Source organism: Flavobacteriales bacterium (assembly GCA_016716605.1).
Classification (GTDB): domain Bacteria; phylum Bacteroidota; class Bacteroidia; order Flavobacteriales_F; family PHOS-HE28; genus PHOS-HE28.
The window spans coordinates 3,037,790-3,053,736 of sequence record JADJWA010000001.1 but is presented as its reverse complement, the minus strand read 5'-3'; the positions used below and the strand labels follow the sequence as shown (position 1 = coordinate 3,053,736).

Below are 15,947 nucleotides of genomic sequence, written 5' to 3'. Positions count from 1 at the left end.
GGTATGGATCCGGGTTGGTCTTACGCCCTTGTGTTCTTGACCGCTTCCTCCACCGGCAGGTAGCCCAGCAGCTGTAGCATGCGCTCGGCGCTCTGCTGCTCCGCGAACACGGTGTCCACGAGGGAGCCATCGGGCAGTCGGTCGATGAGCACATGCTTGGGCTTCGGGATCAGGCAGTGCTGGATGCCGCCGAAGCCGCCCAGCGTATCCTGGTAGGCACCGGTATTGAAGTAGCCGATGTACTGCTTCTTCTCCTCGTTGTACTTGGGCAGGTAGATGGCGTTGACGTGCTGCTCGCTGTTGTAGTAGTCGTCGCTGTCACAGGTCATGCCGCCGAGGAAGACGCGCTCGTACTCATCGTGCCAGTTGTTCACGGGCAGCATGATGAAGCGCTTGCTGATGGCCCAGGTGTCGGGCAGGGTGGTCATGAAGCTGCCGTCGATCATGTCCCAGCGCTCCTTCTCATTCTGCTTTTTCTGGTACACGATGCTGAAGAAGGTGGCGCCGCTGTCGCTCACGGTGAAGCTGCCGAACTCGCTGAAGATGTTGGGCTCCTGCACCTTGTTCTCCTCGCACACGTCCTTGATGCGCCCGATGATCTCGCCGATCATGTAGTCGGTATCGAAGCTGAAGTTGAGGCTGTTCTTGATGGGGAGGCCGCCGCCGATGTCGAGCGTATCCAGCGTGCGGCAGAGCTTCCACAGGTCGCAGTACACGTTCACGCACTTGCTCAGCTCGTTCCAGTAGTAGGCGGTGTCGGTGATGCCGGTGTTGATGAAGAAGTGCATCAGCTTCAAGCGGAATTTCTTCTGCTTGCTGATGTTGCGCATGTAGAAGGGGATGATGTCCTTGTAGCCGATGCCGAGGCGGCTGGTGTAGAACTCGAATTTCGGCGCTTCCTCGGCGGCGATGCGGATGCCGATGTCGCAGTGGCCCTCGATCACCTCGTCGAGCGCGTAGATCTCGCCCATGTTGTCGATGATGGGCACCACCTTGAAGCCGCGGTTGGCCAGGCGGCCGATGCCCTTGATGTAGCGCTCGTCCTTGAAGCCGTTGCACAGGATGGTGCTCTCCTTGGTGATGCGGCCCCGCTCGATGAGCAGCTCGATCATCTCCAGGTCGTAGGCGCTGCTGGTCTCCAGGTTCACGCCCTTCTTGAGCACCTGGTCAATGACGTAGTGGAAGTGGTTACTCTTGGTGCAATAGAAGTACTCGTACTTCCCTTGGTAGTCGTGCGACGCGAAGGCCTTGGCGAAGCTGCTCCGCGCCAACTCGATCTTCTCGCCGATCTTGGGCAGGTAGGTGATCCGCAAAGGCGTGCCGTGCTTCTTCAGCAGGTCCACGAGCGGCAGGTCGTTCCACACGAGGTTCTCGCCGTCGAGCTTGAATTCATCCTTCGGGAAATCGAAGGTCTGCTCGATGAGGTCGATGTAGCGGGTCTTCATAGGTCAGCAGATAGGCGGTAATGGCAAGCATGGAAGGCCATGGTGACCGACCGTTCGCTGCTAGCTTCCGATAATTGATGGAAGCGAGTCCCTTGCGCGTGGGTGGCTGCTTTGAGCCGAAGCACGGGGAGGGCGCACGCGTTCATCAGCGGAAGGCCGGAAGGAGGGCGCGCGTCATGGATGCAGCCGGATTCCACATGATTGAGGGCGATATGCGCAGCGGGCAATCCATTCGAGGGGCGAAAATAGATGTGCGAGTGTTGCCCTTGGATGACGCCCTCACAGCCACCTCTTCCTCCTGAACCACGCCAGCATCACCAGCGCGATCACGCCCATGATGGCCAGCACGCCTAAGTAGCCGTAGCGCCAGCCCAACTCGGGCATGTGCTCGAAGTTCATCCCGTAGATGCCGACGATGAAGGTGAGGGGGATGAAGATGGTGCTGATGATGGTGAGGAGCTTCATCACCTGGGTCATGCGCAGGTTCTGCCCGGCGTGGTAGGTGTTCTCCACGCTCAGCAGCATCTCGCGGAAGGTGCCGATGGTCTCGGCGATGTACACGGTGTGGTCCTGCAGGTCGTTGATGTAGCGCCGCGTGCTCTTGTCGATCAGCTCGCTCGGGATCGTGTTGAGGCGCCCGGCGAGTTCGCGCATGGGCGTCACGTACCGGTTCACGGTGATCAATAGCCCGCGCAGGTCCTGGATGGTGTGAAGGTCCTCGCTGCCGGGGCGGGTGATCACTTTGCGCTCGAGCTGTTCGATGCGCTGGCCCAAACGCTCCACGATGGCGAAGTACTCGTCCACGATCACGTCGAGCAGGGCATAGAGCAGGTAATCGCTGCCGGAGCGGCGCACGCGGCCCAGGTCCTTGCGCAGGCGCTCCCGTATGGGATCCAGCACATCGCCGGGTGTCTCTTGGAAGGAGATCACCAGCCCCTTGCGGAGCACGAAGCAGATCTGCTCCTGCCCAATGCCGCCGGTCTCCTCATCGAGGCCCAGCATGCGGCTCACCACGAAGAGGCAGTCGCTGTATTCCTCCACTTTCGGCCGGTGGTCGGTGTTGAGGATGTCCTCCAGAAGCAGGGGGTGCAGGTTGAAGCGCTCGCCGATGCGGGCCAGTATCCCCTCGCTGCTGAGCCCGTCGATATTGAGCCAACCGATTAGGTCAGGCGCGAGCTCTGCGAATTCCTCGATGGAATGCAACCTGCGCTCAGTGACATCATTCGCGGAGTAGGTGAACAGGTCGATCGTTGTCGATGCCGCGAGATCATCGTGGCCTACATGCACCAGCGCACCGGGCGGAAGCCCGGCTTTCCCGGAGCGGGACTTCACCTTCTTCATGCGTTCTTCACGGTGATGGGCGCGGCGATGTGCACGGTGCGTTGCGGATAGGGGATGGAGACCCCTTCCCGGTCGAAGCGCAATTTGATGCTCCGGTTCAGGTCGAAATGCATCTGGCGCGAGGTGATCGGGTCCTTGGCCCAGACGTACGCGCGCAACAGCAGCGCGCTGTCATCGATGCGCACCAGCCGCACCAGCACTTTCGGCGATCCGCGCTTGGCATCGTCTGGCGTGCGCTTGTCCAAGGAATCGGCGTGGGCCTCGCACTCGGCCTGCATAACGGCCATGGCCTTGTCCAGGTCGCTCTCGTAACTGACGCCCACCTCCACGAATTCGCAGGTGGCCTCGTCGTTGATGCTGCTGTTCACGATCACCTCATCGCTGATCACTGCGTTGGGGATGATGATGCGCCGGTTCTCGAAGGTGACGATCACCGTGTGCCGCAGGGTGATGTCCTCCACGGTGCCGGCTTCCACGCTGCCCACCTTGATCAGGTCGCCCACCCGGAAGGGCTTGAAGCTGACGATGAAGATGCCGCTGATGATGTTGCTGAAGGCGCGCTGGGTGGCCAGGCCCAGGATCGCCACCAGGATGCCCGCGCCCGCGAAGAGCGTAACGGCTAGGTGCTTGAACGAAGGCACCGTGTAGATGATGCCAGCTAGTGCGATCAAGCCCACGAGGAAGCGTGTGGCATTGCGGAAGAAGCGGTAACGCGTGCGGTCCTCGTAACCCTGGCCGCTGCGCAGGTAGAGGCGGCGCAGCGCCTTGCGGATGAGCCGCTCGGCCACGAAGGCGCCGGCCACGATCAGCGCCACCTTCAGGAGCACCAGCGCAGTGATCCCCATCTCGCTCAAGAACTCTTTCATGGCGGGCCGAAAGTACGTGGGTGCATCAGGCTCAGACGCTGGCCAGCGAAGCGCTCAGCTCCGTTCCTCCCGCGAACTCCGTGGGCTCCTGCCCGTGGCGGAAGACTTTCATGCCGATGCCTTCGAGCTTGATGGCGCTCCCATTCACGCGCAGGAGCGATCCTTCACGCAATCCGACAACGGGCATCCCGGGATGCACCGCCAGGAATTCCGCGATGCGCTGATCGCGGCTCTCGCCGCCATGACCGGGGATCGTAGCCTCGGTATAATGCGGATTGATCTGGAAGGGCACCAGGTGCAGCGCCCGCATGCTCGGCGGCTCCACGATGGGCATGTCGTTGGTGGTCATCACCGTAGGACAGGCCACGTTGGCACCGGCGCTCCAGCCTATGTACGGCATGCCGCCGCGCAGCTGTTCAGCAATGGGCTTCACTAGGTTCTTGCGGTACAGCGCGCGGATCAGCAGGAAGGTGTTGCCTCCGCCCACTGCAATGGCATCGGCGCTGGCGAGTGCCTTGGCCGGATCGGTCTCGCGGTGCAGGCTGAAGAGATCCTTGCCGAAGGAGGAGAAGACCTCGGCCACGCGATCGGCGTAAGCATCGTATTGCGCTTCAACCGCCGCGAACGGCACGAAGGCGATGCGCGAGCGGCCATCGAGGAAGGACTGGGCATGCGCACGCGGCCAGGTGAAGAAAGGCTCGCCCGGCATGGTGGAATTGGAGATGAGCAGGAGCTGCATGCGGGATGTCATTCGTGCAAACCTCGGTTCAAGGTATTCAATCCACTTCCAGCATCAACCACTCAGCTCCCTGGCTTGTAATACTTCATCGCCTCGGGCATGAAGGCCTCAAGATCGCGCATGCGTGTTTGGTCGCTGGGGTGGGTGCTGAGGATCTCCGGTGGCGCTTGGCCACCGCCTTGGCTCATGCGCTCCCAGAACTTGGGTGCTTCGCGTGGATCATATCCCGCCATGGCCATGAACACCAGCCCGAGCTTATCGGCTTCGGTCTCGTGCTTGCGGCTGTAAGAAAGCATGCCCAAAGCACCGCCCACGCCATATACCTGAAGGAACAGGTCGCGCGCCACGCCGGGGTTCTCACCGGTGAGCACTTCAAGCGCCACACCGCCGAACTGCAGGGCCAGACCCTGGCTCATGCGCTCGTTGCCGTGCCGGGCGATCGCATGCGAGACCTCGTGCCCCATCACCACGGCCAGTCCAACTTCATCTTGCGTGACCGGAAGGATGCCGGTGTACACCACCACTTTGCCGCCGGGCATGCACCAGGCGTTCACGGAATTGTCCTCCACCACATTGAACTGCCACTCGAAGCCCGCGACCCGGCTGGACATGCTGTTCTCGTTCAAGAAGCGCGTGGCAGCCTCGGCGATGCGTTGGCCCACCTTCCGGGTCTGCTGTACACGCGGGTCGTTATCGGGCATGGGCGGGTTCTCATTGAGGAACTTCCCGTACTCCGTAACGCCCATGGCCATGAGCTGGCTCTCGTTGGCCAGATTCAACTGTCGGCGGCCCGTGATGGGCACCTTGGCGCAAGCGACGATGAGCGCGATGGCGGCGAAGGCGATCGCGGAGCGTTGGATGATCTTCTTCATTGGATGTCGGCGCTGAGTCCCTGATCGAGCAAGGCGGAGCATTTGGGTTCGAGCTGATCGAATGTGCCTCGCTTCACGGAGCACTTGCCGTTGTGATGCACGATCCAAGCGCACTGCTCCGCTTGTATGGGCTCGTGGCCGCAGATGTCGATGAGGCAATCGATCACGTGATCAAAGGTGTTCACGTCGTCGTTGTGCAGGACGATCTCACGCAGGCGGCCGGTCTCGAGCTGCACCTCCTCCAGGAGGGCTTCTTCCAAATCGTGCTGAATGCTCATGGTGGGCCGAAAATAAGGAGCCTCACCACCGCGCCACCGGAACCGTATCCAGCGCGGCATGCTGCCCCGCGCGAAGCGCGAAATGGCCGGCCATGGCCACCATGGCCGCATTGTCCGTGCAATAGGCGAAGGGCGGAAGGAACAGCTGCCAACCTTCATCGGCAGCTAGCGCGGTCGCACGCACGCGAAGGGCACTGTTGGCGCTCACCCCTCCGCTGATGCCCACGTGGCGGATGCCGTGGGCATGGACCGCTTTCCGCAATTTGGCCAGCAGCTCGCTGACGATCCGGTGCTGCAGCGAGGCGCATAGGTGGGGCAATTCCCTTGCGATGAAGGCCGGATCCTGCGCAAGGCTTTGCTGAACGAGGTTGGCGAATGCCGTCTTGATGCCCGAGAAGCTGAAGTCGAGGCCGGCAATCACGGGCGATGGGAGCGTAAAGCGCGATGGATCGCCTGTTCGCGCGAGCCGATCGATCAATGGGCCGCCGGGATAGGGGAGGCCCAGCACCTTGGCGCCTTTGTCGAAGGCCTCGCCGGCAGCGTCGTCGCGCGTGGTGCCGATGATGCGCATGCTGTCCGGAGCTTCCACCAGGATCAACTGCGTGTGGCCACCGCTCACAGTGAGGTTGAGGAAAGGGAAGGAAGGCACTGGGCGCGCTTCACCATCGCGGATGAAATGCGCGAGCACATGGGCCTTCAAGTGATCAACGGCTACCAGCGGCCTGCCTAAGGCCTGGGCCATGCTGCGCGCGAAACAGGCGCCCACCAGCAAGGAGCCCATGAGCCCTGGGCCTTGGGTGAAGGCGATGGCGTCAAGGTCTTCCGCGCCCACGCCTGCCTCGCCCAATGCCTGATGGACCACGGGCACGATATGCTCCTGATGCGCGCGGCTGGCCAATTCGGGAACCACGCCGCCCCAGAGGGCGTGCGCTTCCTGGCCCGCCACCACGTTGCTCCGCACCACGCCATCGGCCAGCACGGCAGCGGCCGTATCGTCGCAGCTGCTCTCGATTCCGAGTATCAGCAGGGGCTTCGGGGCGGTCATGCATGCCCCGGCTACTTTTGGCCGGAAGCGGCCTGGTCCTTGGCAGGGGGCGGCAAAGCTATCCGAGGGCTGAAGCGCGAGCGCACATACCGATTCCTGAAAACCGCCCTGCGGTGGTTCGGCCGTGCGGTGCTCGTGCTGCTCATCCTCCTTCTCGGGGCCTGCGCCTCGCTCTTCTTTCCCCGGGTGCAAACCGCCGTGGCCAAGTGGATCGCCGCTGAGCTGAGCGAGCGGATCGGCGCCGCCGTTGCCATAGACCGGGTGTCGCTCTCCCTCGATGGCTCCGTTTGGCTCGAGGGCGTGTATGTGAGCGACCTGCGCGCCGATACCCTGTTCCATGTGCCGAGCCTCGGTGTGCGCGGCTTGCGGGTGAGCACCGAGGAGCGCACCGTTGCGCTGAGCGAGCTGATGCTGCGTGATGCGCGATTCAAGCTGTCCACGGCCGAAGGCGATGCACAGAGCAACCTCACCCTCTTGCTCAACTCCCTTTCGTCCGCTGATTCCGCATCGGGTTCCGGCGACTGGACCATCACCAGCGCGCGTTTCGACATCACCGGCCTTCACTTCAGCTTCCACGATGCCAATGACGAGGTGGAACCGTTCGGCGTTGACTTCAAGCATATCGACATCCCGGACGCCGTGGTGCAGGGATACCGGTTCGAGGCCATCGGCGATTCGATCAGCGCGCTGCTCGAGCGCGCCCGGTTCAGGGAGCGTTCGGGCCTGCGGGTGGATGGCCTGGCTGGGTTGGCGCATGTGAGCCCCAGCGGCGTAGTGGTCGAAGGCATGGACCTGCGCACGCCGTTCAGCCATGCCCGCGGTGAACTGAAGCTGCTGAGCCAGGGCTGGGCGGACTTCAGCGATTTCACCTCCAGCGTGCAGCTGCGCGGTGATTTTGACAGCTCGCTGGTTGACATGGCGGACATCGCCTGGTTCGCGCCGGAGCTTGAAGGGATCCGCTTCCCGATGACCGTGAGCGGACGCGTTCGCGGCACGGTGAGCGAGCTCAAGGGGCGTGAGCTGCGCATCGGATTTGGCCAGGGCTCCTGGTTCGAGGGGAGCGCAGAGCTCAGCGGACTGCCCGCTATCAATGAGACCTTCCTGCTCATTGACATCGATGCGATGCACGCCGCGCGAGCCGATCTGAAAAAGGTCCCCATTCCTCCGTTCACAAGCGGAGCGTTGCTTGAATTGCCGCCCGAGGCGGATTTGCTCGGAGATATGGACCTGCGCGGGCGCTTCACGGGCTTCCTGCGGTCATTCACGGCTACCGGCCGCGCCAGCACGGCGCTCGGCGTGCTGCGCACCGACGTCTCCTACAAGCGCGACACCATCACCCAGCGCGCGGTGGTGAATGGCCGTGTAGCCACGGAAGGATTCCGTCTGGGACCGCTGCTTGGCACCAGCATCCTGGGCCCGCTCACCGCGAACGTGGTGCTGCAGGCGAAGGGCCGCGAGCTCCGGGACATGGAGGTGGACCTCGAGGGCGACTTCCCGTTGATCACCATCAACCAGCGCACGATCGGCGGCGTCCGCGCGAAGGGCCATTTGGCGCGCAATCTCTTCCGCGGCCAGCTTGAAGCCGATGACCCCGACCTGCACCTGCGCTTCAGTGGCCTTGCCGACTTCCGCGGGCGATGGCCATTGGTTGATTTCACGGCCAAGCTGCTCAACGCCGATCTGCGCCACCTCGGCTTCATATCCGAAGAAGGCTACAGCTCCCTCAGCCTCGATGCCGCCGTGCGCGGAAGGCTCTCGCCCGATAGCCTCCAGGGCGACCTGAACCTTACCGGCATAACGTATTGCCGGGGCGATGATGAATACGGCCTGGGCGATATCCACCTGATCAGCGACCGCTTCCAAGGAGAGAATCTGCTGCGGCTGAATGGCAGCTTCGCAGAGGCCGAGGTCATCGGCCCATTCCTGCCCACCAAGCTGCCGGAAGCGCTTGGGCATGTGCTGCGCAGCGTGTTCCCTTCATTGCTCGGCACGGTCGACTTCGCCCAGGACGAGCAACGCTTCCGCTTCAGTGCCCGGATGCGCGATACCGACGAGCTGATGCGGCTCTTCCTGCCCGAGGCGCGCATCGAGCCCGGCGCGGCGATCACCGGCGCCTTCGACACGCGAACCTTCGACCTGAGCCTATATGCCATGCTCCCGCGATCGAGCTACGGCGATATGCGCTTCGATTCACTCGTGGTGATCGCCGACAAGACCCTCGACCTGCTCGCCTTCTCGGCCAAGAGCCCGCGGCAGCAATTCGGCGACAGCCTCTGGTTCAGCGGAACAGGCATTACCGGAAAGGCCTACCAGGATGAGCTCGACATCGATGTGGGCTGGGCCGCCAGCAGCGGTGGCACCAATGGCAACCTGTCCTTCACAGGTGAGGTACTGGGCCCGAACTCGATGGTGCTTGAGCTGCTGCCTTCACGGCTGTACTTCGGCCAGGGCGAATGGGCCAATTCGCAACCAGCAGGCATCCGAGTTGATTCCTCCACTGTGCGGATCCATGGGCTTGAGATGCGCAACGGCCGGCAACGGGTGGCGCTCAACGGAACCATCGCGCGCGATCCGGAACAGGCGATGGCCTTCATGATCGATTCACTTGAGCTCGCCAACCTCGCAGGTCTCTTCAGCGGCCCGCCGGTGAACGGCCGATTGAGCGCCGATGGCCGTTTCTTCGATCTCTACGGCACCCCGCACGTGGTGAGCGCCGCCAAAGCTGACAGCGTGAGGGTAGGGAAGACCCTGGTAGGCGATGTGGCCCTGGCGGCTTCCTGGCTCGAAGGCGAAGGCGCGCTCGACCTCAACGGGCAGATTGATCGCAGGGCGATCAAGGCCTTGGATTTCACCGGCCGCGTGGGGCTGCGCGATCAGGGCGAGCTGGATATGCTGTTGCTGATGGACCGGTTCGACCTGGGCCTGGCTAATGCATACTTGCCGGAAGGGATCAGCGGGCTCGGCGGCATGGCCACCGGCCAGGTCGCTCTCACGGGGACATTGGAGAATCCGGACCTGAACGGCACCATTGACCTGACCGCGGCCAGCTTGCGGATCGATTACCTGAACACGCGATATACCGGTGATGCCCGAGTGCGGATCGGCGATGAATTGTTCGCAGTTGATCGTGCGATCATGCGCGATGACCTGGGCCGCACGGCTCGCGTTGGCGCCACGGTGGCCCACAGCGGTCTTCGCAATTGGAGCTATGACATCTGGGGCACCATGGACCGCTTGCAGGTGCTGAACACCACGGCAGCCCTGAACAGCCTCTACTACGGCACTGCCTATGCCACCGGCGATTTCAACGTGAGCGGCTCCAAGGGCTCACTGGAGGTCAGCGTCCAGGCCGAAACAGCGCCCGGCACCGACGTGCACTTGCCCGTGGGCGGCAGTGTGGAGGTCTCGCCGATCTCCTTCGTGCATTTCGGGCCGATCGACAGCTCTGGCACCGCGGCTGATGTGGACCTCAGCGGGGTCACGCTCAACATGGAGATCACCGTCACGCCCGAAGCGCGCTTCGAGGTGATATTCGACCCGACCGTGGGCGACATCATGAGCGGGAGCGGGGAGGGCCTGATCGAATTGGGCGTGACCCCGCGCGGAGACCTGAGCATGAGCGGCATGGTCACCCTCACCGAGGGCGATTACCTCTTCACCCTGCGCAATGTGGTGAACAAGCGCTTCGCCGTGCAGCCCGGCGGCCGCATCACGTGGTACGGGGATCCGTTCGATGCGCAGCTAGACCTGCAGGCCATGTACCGGTTGAAAGCGCCGCTGTACGACATCGTGCCGCCAGCGGAGCGCAACGAGAGCCACCGGCAGCGCGTGCCGGTGGAGGTGGTGATGAAGCTTCGCGAGAAGATGTTGAACCCGGAGATCGGCTTCGATGTGCGGCTGCAGCAAGTGGATGAGAACCTGAGGGCTCAAGTGGCCAGCGTGCTGAGCACGGATCAGGAGATGAGCCGGCAGGTTTTCGCGCTGATCGTGCTCAACCGGTTCCTGGAACCGCCCATCTATGCGGGCGCCGGTACGGCGCCCGCCGGTGCTGGAGCCACGGCTGGCAGCACCGCTGGGACCACGGCCAGCGAACTGCTGAGCAACCAGGTGAGCAACTGGCTTAGCGGCTTGAGCAACGATTTCGACCTTGGCTTCAACTACCGGCCCGGCGATGCCATCACGCAGGACGAGCTCGAGGTGGCCTTCAGCAAGCAGTTCTTCAACGAGCGGCTGCTGTTCAGCACCAACGTGGGCGTGCACTACGGTGCGGCCCAGGCCAATGCCACCAGCGCCCTCATCGGCGATTTCCAGCTCGAGTACCTGATCACGCGCGAGGGCCGCTTCCGGGCGCGCGCCTTCTCGCTCACCAACGACCGCAACCTGATCCAGGCCGACCAAGCGCCCACCACGCAGGGCGCGGGCCTGGTGCTGCGACGCGATTTCGATTCGCTGGGCGATCTGTTCCGCCGGAAGAAGAGGTGAGCGGCTTACTTCAGCCGGAGGCTGTGCCCTAGCTTCTCCTTCTTGGTGCGCAGGTAGCGCTCGTTGTGGGGGTTGGAAGCGATCTCGATCGCCACGTTCTCCACGATCTCCAGGCCATATCCGATGAGGCCCGTGCGCTTGCGCGGATTGTTGGTGAGGAGCCGCATCTTGCGCACGCCCAGGTCGTGCAGGATCTGGGCGCCCACGCCATAGTCGCGCGCGTCCATGTCGAAGCCCAGCATCACATTGGCCTCCACGGTATCCGCTCCTTGCTCCTGCAGCTTGTAGGCCTTCAGTTTATTCAATAGCCCGATGCCGCGCCCTTCCTGCTGCATGTAAAGGATCACGCCCCGCCCTTCCTGCTCCACCATCTCCATGGCGCGGTGCAGCTGCGGCCCGCAATCGCAGCGGCAACTGCCGAAGATGTCGCCGGTAACGCAAGAGGAATGCACGCGCACCAGCACAGGCTCTTCGGGCTTCCACTCGCCCTTCACCAGCGCCAGGTGCTCTTCGCCGGTGGTGCTCTGCTTGTAAGCGATGAGCATGAAGTCGCCGTGCTCCGTGGGCAATTGCACATCGACTTGACGCTCCACGAGCCGCTCGGTGCGCATGCGGTAGGCTACCAGGTCCTCGATGCTGATGAGCTTGAGGTCGAAGCGCCTGGCGATCTCTTGAAGCTGCGGCAGGCGCGCCATGGTGCCATCCTCATTCAGGATCTCCACGATCAGTCCTGCAGGCTCAAAGCCCGCCATGCGCGCCAGGTCAACAGCCGCCTCGGTATGGCCGGTGCGCCGCAGCACCCCGCCCTTGCGCGCCTTCAGCGGGAAGATGTGCCCCGGACGGGCGAAGTCATGCGCCTGCATCGCGGGGTCGATCAGCGCGAGCATGGTCTTGCTTCGGTCGCTGGCGCTGATGCCGGTGGAGGTGCCGTGGCCCTTGAGGTCGACGCTCACCGTGAAGGGCGTCTCGTGCAGGGCGGTGTTGTCGCGCACCATCAGGTCGAGGCCGAGCTCTTCGCAGCGCTCCTCGGTGAGCGGCGCGCAGATGAGGCCGCGGCCATGCGTGGCCATGAAGTTGATCATGGCCGGGGTGGAGTTGCGCGCGGCGGTCACGAAATCGCCCTCGTTCTCGCGGTCCTCGTCGTCAACGACGATGATGGCCTTGCCGGCCTGCAGGTCGGTTAGGGCTTCCTCGATGGTGTTGAAGGCTGCGCTCATGGCTGCAAAGGTGGCACTTCAAGGGCCCTCGGGCCTCAGCCCTCGGCTTTGAGCGCGGCCATCTTCAGCACGGCCACTGCGCAATCGACGCCCTTGTTGCCATGCTTGCCCCCGCTGCGGTCGAGCGCTTGCTGCTGGTTGTCATCCGTGAGCACGCCGAAGATCACGGGTACACTGAATTTGAGGCCCACGGCCATGATGCCTTGCGTGGTGCCCTGGCAGACGTAATCGAAATGCGGGGTCTCGCCGCGTACGATGCTGCCCAAGCAGATCACCCCGTGCAGCCCACCGCGCTCCAAGAGGAATTGCGCACCGGCGGCCAGTTCGAAGCTGCCGGGCACCCGTCGCTCAACGATGTCGGATTCAGCCACGCCATGCTTCAGGAGCGTTTCACGGGCACCGCGACAGAGCGCATCCGTCACGTCCGCATTCCATTCGCTCACCACCAAGGCGAAACGATGACCGGCGCCACTGGGGACGCCGGCAGGATCGAAATGCGAATGATGCTTGCCGGCCGTGGACATGCTGACGCGCTAGCCGCCCATGGCCTCGGCCAATCCGGCGTACTTGCGCGCCTGAGTGGCCTCATTGCTCGTGGGGAACTCCTTCGCGATGCGCTCGAAGGCCTTACGCGCCTCCTTCCAGCTGCCGGCCTGCTGGTGCAGGATACCGGCCTTCATCAGGTACATGGGGGTGGTGAAGTCGCTCTTCACCATGCTGGCAGCCTTCTCGAATCGCTGCACCGCCTCGTCGGTCCGGCCGAGCTCAACGAGGGCATCGCCCTGATTGCCCACGGCCATCACCCGGAGCACATCGTCGTCGAGGTCGGCTTCCTGGTAATGGTCGAGGGCGAGTTGGTATTCACCCTGCTGCATATAGATGGCGCCGAGGTAATAATGGGCCAGCTTGCCGCTAGGGGTCCAGGCATAGTCGTCGGCGATGCTCAGGAATCCCGGGTAGATCTCATCACCGTTCAGGGCTTTGTTCAGCGAGTCGATCTCGAAGTAGTACTGGGCCTTCCAGATCACATCGGCGGCCTCCTCAGCGCGCTTGTCGAGGTAGCCCGCTTTGATGCCCAGGATCGCTGCCACGGCGACGACCAGTCCGATGGCCCCGTACATGATCGGCTTCTTGTTCTTCTCCAGGAGAAGCTCGGTGCGCGTGTACACCGCGCCCAGGTCGATGTCGTTGCCTTGCGCCGCTTCGTTGGTCTTCTTGCTCATTGCTGCGTTGCCAGTGCGGATTGCCTTCCGTTGGCGGGGCGCAAATGTAGGATTCCGAGGCACTTGCGGAAGAGGCGCTGGACCCGGCCCCGGTGACGCGCTGGAAAACGGCTGGGGGTGCTGGCTTGGCAGGCCTACATTCGCCGCCCATCCCCCCTCGAGCATGCGCATCGGCAAGAACTCTGTTGTCTCTTTCCATTACACCTTGAATGACGCCGACGGGAAGCTGCTTGATACGAGCGCTGGCAAGGAGGCTTTCGCGTACATACATGGAAGCGGCATGATCGTGCCCGGGCTTGAGGCCGAGATGGAGGGCAAGGCCAAGGGCGACAGCATGCGCGTGGAGGTGGAGCCGGCGAAAGGCTACGGTGAAGTGGATCCGAGCCTGCTGCAGCGGGTGCCAGCCGAGAAATTCGGAGATCAAGCTGTCGAGGAGGGCATGCAGTTCCAGACCCCGGACCACCGGGTGTGGAGCGTAGTGGAAGTGAAGGACGGCACCGTGGTGCTCAATGGCAATCATCCATTGGCGGGCGTCACCTTGCATTTCAGCGTTGAAGTGACGGATGTGCGCGAGGCCACGGCCGAGGAGATCGCCCACGGGCATGTGCATGGCGCTGGCGGACACCACCACTAGGGCATGCGCCGGGGGCTGATCAGCGGCATATTGATCGCGGGCACCAGCGCAGCCCTGGCCCAGCAGCCCTTCACGCACAACGACACCACCTTCCTGCTCCGCGATTTCCGGAGTGGCTACCATGCGGTGTTCATTGCGCCCCACCGCGATACCTCCTGGCATGGCCGCGTGGCTGGCGACCCGGGCGACATGGCCCTGCACAAGCATATCCGGTTGCAGGCGCGGGCGCTGGACGAATTGAATGTCCGCCCTGCCCCGGTCCCGAATGATCACCGCAGGAGCCGGAAGGATCTGATCGGCGTGAAGCGCATCAACGGGGGCTGGTTCCTCTATGCGCCGAGTGACTGGATGAACCATCGGCAGATGCAGCTGAGCGGGAATTGGCTTGTGACCAACGAGATGGACGGTCCCTTGGCGCATGCGATCGTTGATCGTCCGGAACCGACGGATGGCGAGCACATCCGACTGCGCTGCGTGAGCCTCGTGAGCCACGCCATGGACCCTAGGCAGGATACCATTGAGGTGCGCGCATGGCGGATAGACCCTGATCGGGGCATTGAACTCTGGGAGTTCTGTGATGCCTACGGAGATTGCACTTACGATGCGATGGCCACGCTTGAGGCGTCCGCCAGCCTACCGGTGATCGTGAATCACCGCAGGTCGGGCAAGGCGCGTGAATTCGATTTCGAGGAGCCCGGCAGGCATTGGATCAAACCATGAAGGCGCATCAGCGACCCCTCGGTCTGTTCATCGCTGCGCTGCTCATATCCGGGATCGCCCGTGCGCAACCTGCAGATTCAATCGCAGGAGGAGCGCTTCGATTCATGGGCTATGTGGATGCCTACCATGCCTATGATTTCGGGCATAGCCAGGACGATGATCGTCCGCCGTTTCTCTATCAATACGATCGGCACAACGAAACGGACCTCAATCTCGGATTGCTCCATCTCACGTACGAGAAACCGCGCGCACGGGCCGCCTTTGGGTTGATGGCCGGAACCTACCCGCAAGCGAACCTCATCGGCGAGCCTGAGCTGCTCCGGAACATCAACGAAGCCAGGGTGGGCATCAAGCTGAGCCGGAACAGGGCCATTTGGCTCGATGCCGGCGTGTTCACCTCGCATATCGGCATGGAATCAGCCATCGGCATCGACAACTGGACCCTGACCCGGAGCATCGTCGCGGAGAACTCTCCTTATTACCTCAGCGGCGCTCGGCTCACGTGGACGATCTCGGAGGAGCTTGAGGTCGCGGCGCTTCATGTGAACGGATGGCAGCGGATCAGGCGTGTACAGAACAACACGCCATGCTTCGGCACGCAGCTGCTCTGGTCGCCTAACAGCCGGGTGAAATTCAATTGGAGCACGTTCGCCGGCAGCGATGTTCCGGACAGCATCGGATCTTACAGGTTCTTCAACAACATCTGGTTCTCCTGGGAAGGCGGCCATTGGGGCGTTCAGCTTAGCGCCGATGCTGGGATCCAGCAGTCCGCAGCCGATCCCTGGCATGAGTGGGCTGGCGCTGTTTGCATCGTTAGGCGCCAGGTCCACGAGCGTATCCGGGCATCAGGCCGCATCGAATACTACAGTGATCCGGAGCAGGTGATCGTGCCTACCGGGACACCGCATGGGTTGACGTTGTTCGGCTATTCGCTCGGCTTTGAACTGACTGTTGCCCACGATGCGCAAGTCCGCCTTGAAGGGAGGACTTTCCATGGCATCGATCCCCTTTTCCAGAGCATCCGCGGAACCAGTCAGGACAATACGGCGATCACTGCGAGCATGGCCGTTAGATTCTGAGGCTCA

The 15,947-nt window shown here is 62.8% G+C and carries 14 protein-coding genes; 4 read left to right on the top strand and 10 right to left on the bottom strand.

Annotation, left to right across the window (positions count from 1 at the left end):
* Nucleotides 1-20: 20 nt before the first annotated feature.
* The 7 genes from IPM12_12385 to tsaD form a co-directional block, all read right to left on the bottom strand.
* Nucleotides 21-1,445 carry an arginine decarboxylase gene (locus IPM12_12385; GenBank protein MBK9148599.1) on the bottom strand — a complete coding sequence of 475 codons (1,425 nt, stop codon included), beginning with the start codon at nucleotides 1,443-1,445 and terminating at the stop codon, nucleotides 21-23.
* Between the two features lie 279 nt (nucleotides 1,446-1,724).
* Nucleotides 1,725-2,786, bottom strand: coding sequence for a magnesium/cobalt transporter CorA (corA, locus tag IPM12_12380; protein MBK9148598.1), 1,062 nt, complete (start codon nucleotides 2,784-2,786; stop codon nucleotides 1,725-1,727).
* Entirely contained in the window at nucleotides 2,783-3,652 is an 870-nt protein-coding gene (locus IPM12_12375) for a mechanosensitive ion channel family protein (protein MBK9148597.1), read from the bottom strand. The genes corA and IPM12_12375 overlap by 4 nt, the downstream gene beginning before the upstream one ends.
* Before the next feature lie 31 nt (nucleotides 3,653-3,683).
* Entirely contained in the window at nucleotides 3,684-4,391 is a 708-nt protein-coding gene (gene pepE / locus IPM12_12370) for a dipeptidase PepE (GenBank protein ID MBK9148596.1), read from the bottom strand.
* Nucleotides 4,392-4,453: 62 nt separating this feature from the next.
* Nucleotides 4,454-5,263, bottom strand: a complete 810-nt coding sequence (locus IPM12_12365) for a M48 family metallopeptidase (protein ID MBK9148595.1) — start codon at nucleotides 5,261-5,263, stop codon at nucleotides 4,454-4,456.
* Nucleotides 5,260-5,541 (bottom strand): ATP-dependent Clp protease adaptor ClpS, encoded by a 282-nt coding sequence (locus IPM12_12360; protein ID MBK9148594.1) that lies wholly within the window; start codon nucleotides 5,539-5,541, stop codon nucleotides 5,260-5,262. Before IPM12_12360 ends, IPM12_12365 begins: the two co-directional genes overlap by 4 nt.
* A 22-nt stretch (nucleotides 5,542-5,563) precedes the next feature.
* Nucleotides 5,564-6,586 carry a tRNA (adenosine(37)-N6)-threonylcarbamoyltransferase complex transferase subunit TsaD gene (gene tsaD / locus IPM12_12355; GenBank protein MBK9148593.1) on the bottom strand — a complete coding sequence of 341 codons (1,023 nt, stop codon included), beginning with the start codon at nucleotides 6,584-6,586 and terminating at the stop codon, nucleotides 5,564-5,566.
* A 129-nt stretch (nucleotides 6,587-6,715) separates the two neighbouring features.
* Here tsaD and IPM12_12350 point away from each other — a divergent pair, with 129 nt between their 5' ends.
* Entirely contained in the window at nucleotides 6,716-11,068 is a 4,353-nt protein-coding gene (locus IPM12_12350; protein ID MBK9148592.1) for a translocation/assembly module TamB domain-containing protein, read from the top strand.
* Between the two features lie 5 nt (nucleotides 11,069-11,073).
* Here the strand turns inward: IPM12_12350 and IPM12_12345 are convergent, their stop codons facing one another.
* Genes IPM12_12345 through IPM12_12335 form a run of 3 tightly spaced genes read right to left on the bottom strand, consistent with a single transcriptional unit; the run spans nucleotide 11,074 to nucleotide 13,508 of the window.
* Nucleotides 11,074-12,285, bottom strand: coding sequence for a bifunctional 3,4-dihydroxy-2-butanone-4-phosphate synthase/GTP cyclohydrolase II (locus IPM12_12345; GenBank protein ID MBK9148591.1), 1,212 nt, complete (start codon nucleotides 12,283-12,285; stop codon nucleotides 11,074-11,076).
* A 35-nt stretch (nucleotides 12,286-12,320) separates the two neighbouring features.
* Nucleotides 12,321-12,809, bottom strand: a complete 489-nt coding sequence (locus IPM12_12340) for a 6,7-dimethyl-8-ribityllumazine synthase (protein MBK9148590.1) — start codon at nucleotides 12,807-12,809, stop codon at nucleotides 12,321-12,323.
* A 9-nt stretch (nucleotides 12,810-12,818) separates the two neighbouring features.
* On the bottom strand, nucleotides 12,819-13,508 hold the full coding sequence (locus IPM12_12335; GenBank protein ID MBK9148589.1) for a tetratricopeptide repeat protein: 690 nt from the start codon (nucleotides 13,506-13,508) through the stop codon (nucleotides 12,819-12,821).
* A gap of 163 nt (nucleotides 13,509-13,671) precedes the next feature.
* Here IPM12_12335 and IPM12_12330 point away from each other — a divergent pair, with 163 nt between their 5' ends.
* Genes IPM12_12330 through IPM12_12320 form a run of 3 tightly spaced genes read left to right on the top strand, consistent with a single transcriptional unit; the run spans nucleotide 13,672 to nucleotide 15,941 of the window.
* A complete protein-coding gene (locus IPM12_12330; GenBank protein MBK9148588.1) occupies nucleotides 13,672-14,142 on the top strand; it encodes a peptidylprolyl isomerase in 471 nt (156 codons plus the stop codon).
* Nucleotides 14,143-14,145: 3 nt separating this feature from the next.
* On the top strand, nucleotides 14,146-14,862 hold the full coding sequence (locus IPM12_12325) for a hypothetical protein (protein ID MBK9148587.1): 717 nt from the start codon (nucleotides 14,146-14,148) through the stop codon (nucleotides 14,860-14,862).
* Nucleotides 14,859-15,941, top strand: coding sequence for a porin (locus tag IPM12_12320; protein ID MBK9148586.1), 1,083 nt, complete (start codon nucleotides 14,859-14,861; stop codon nucleotides 15,939-15,941). The genes IPM12_12325 and IPM12_12320 overlap by 4 nt, the downstream gene beginning before the upstream one ends.
* The last annotated feature ends 6 nt before the right edge of the window (nucleotides 15,942-15,947 follow it).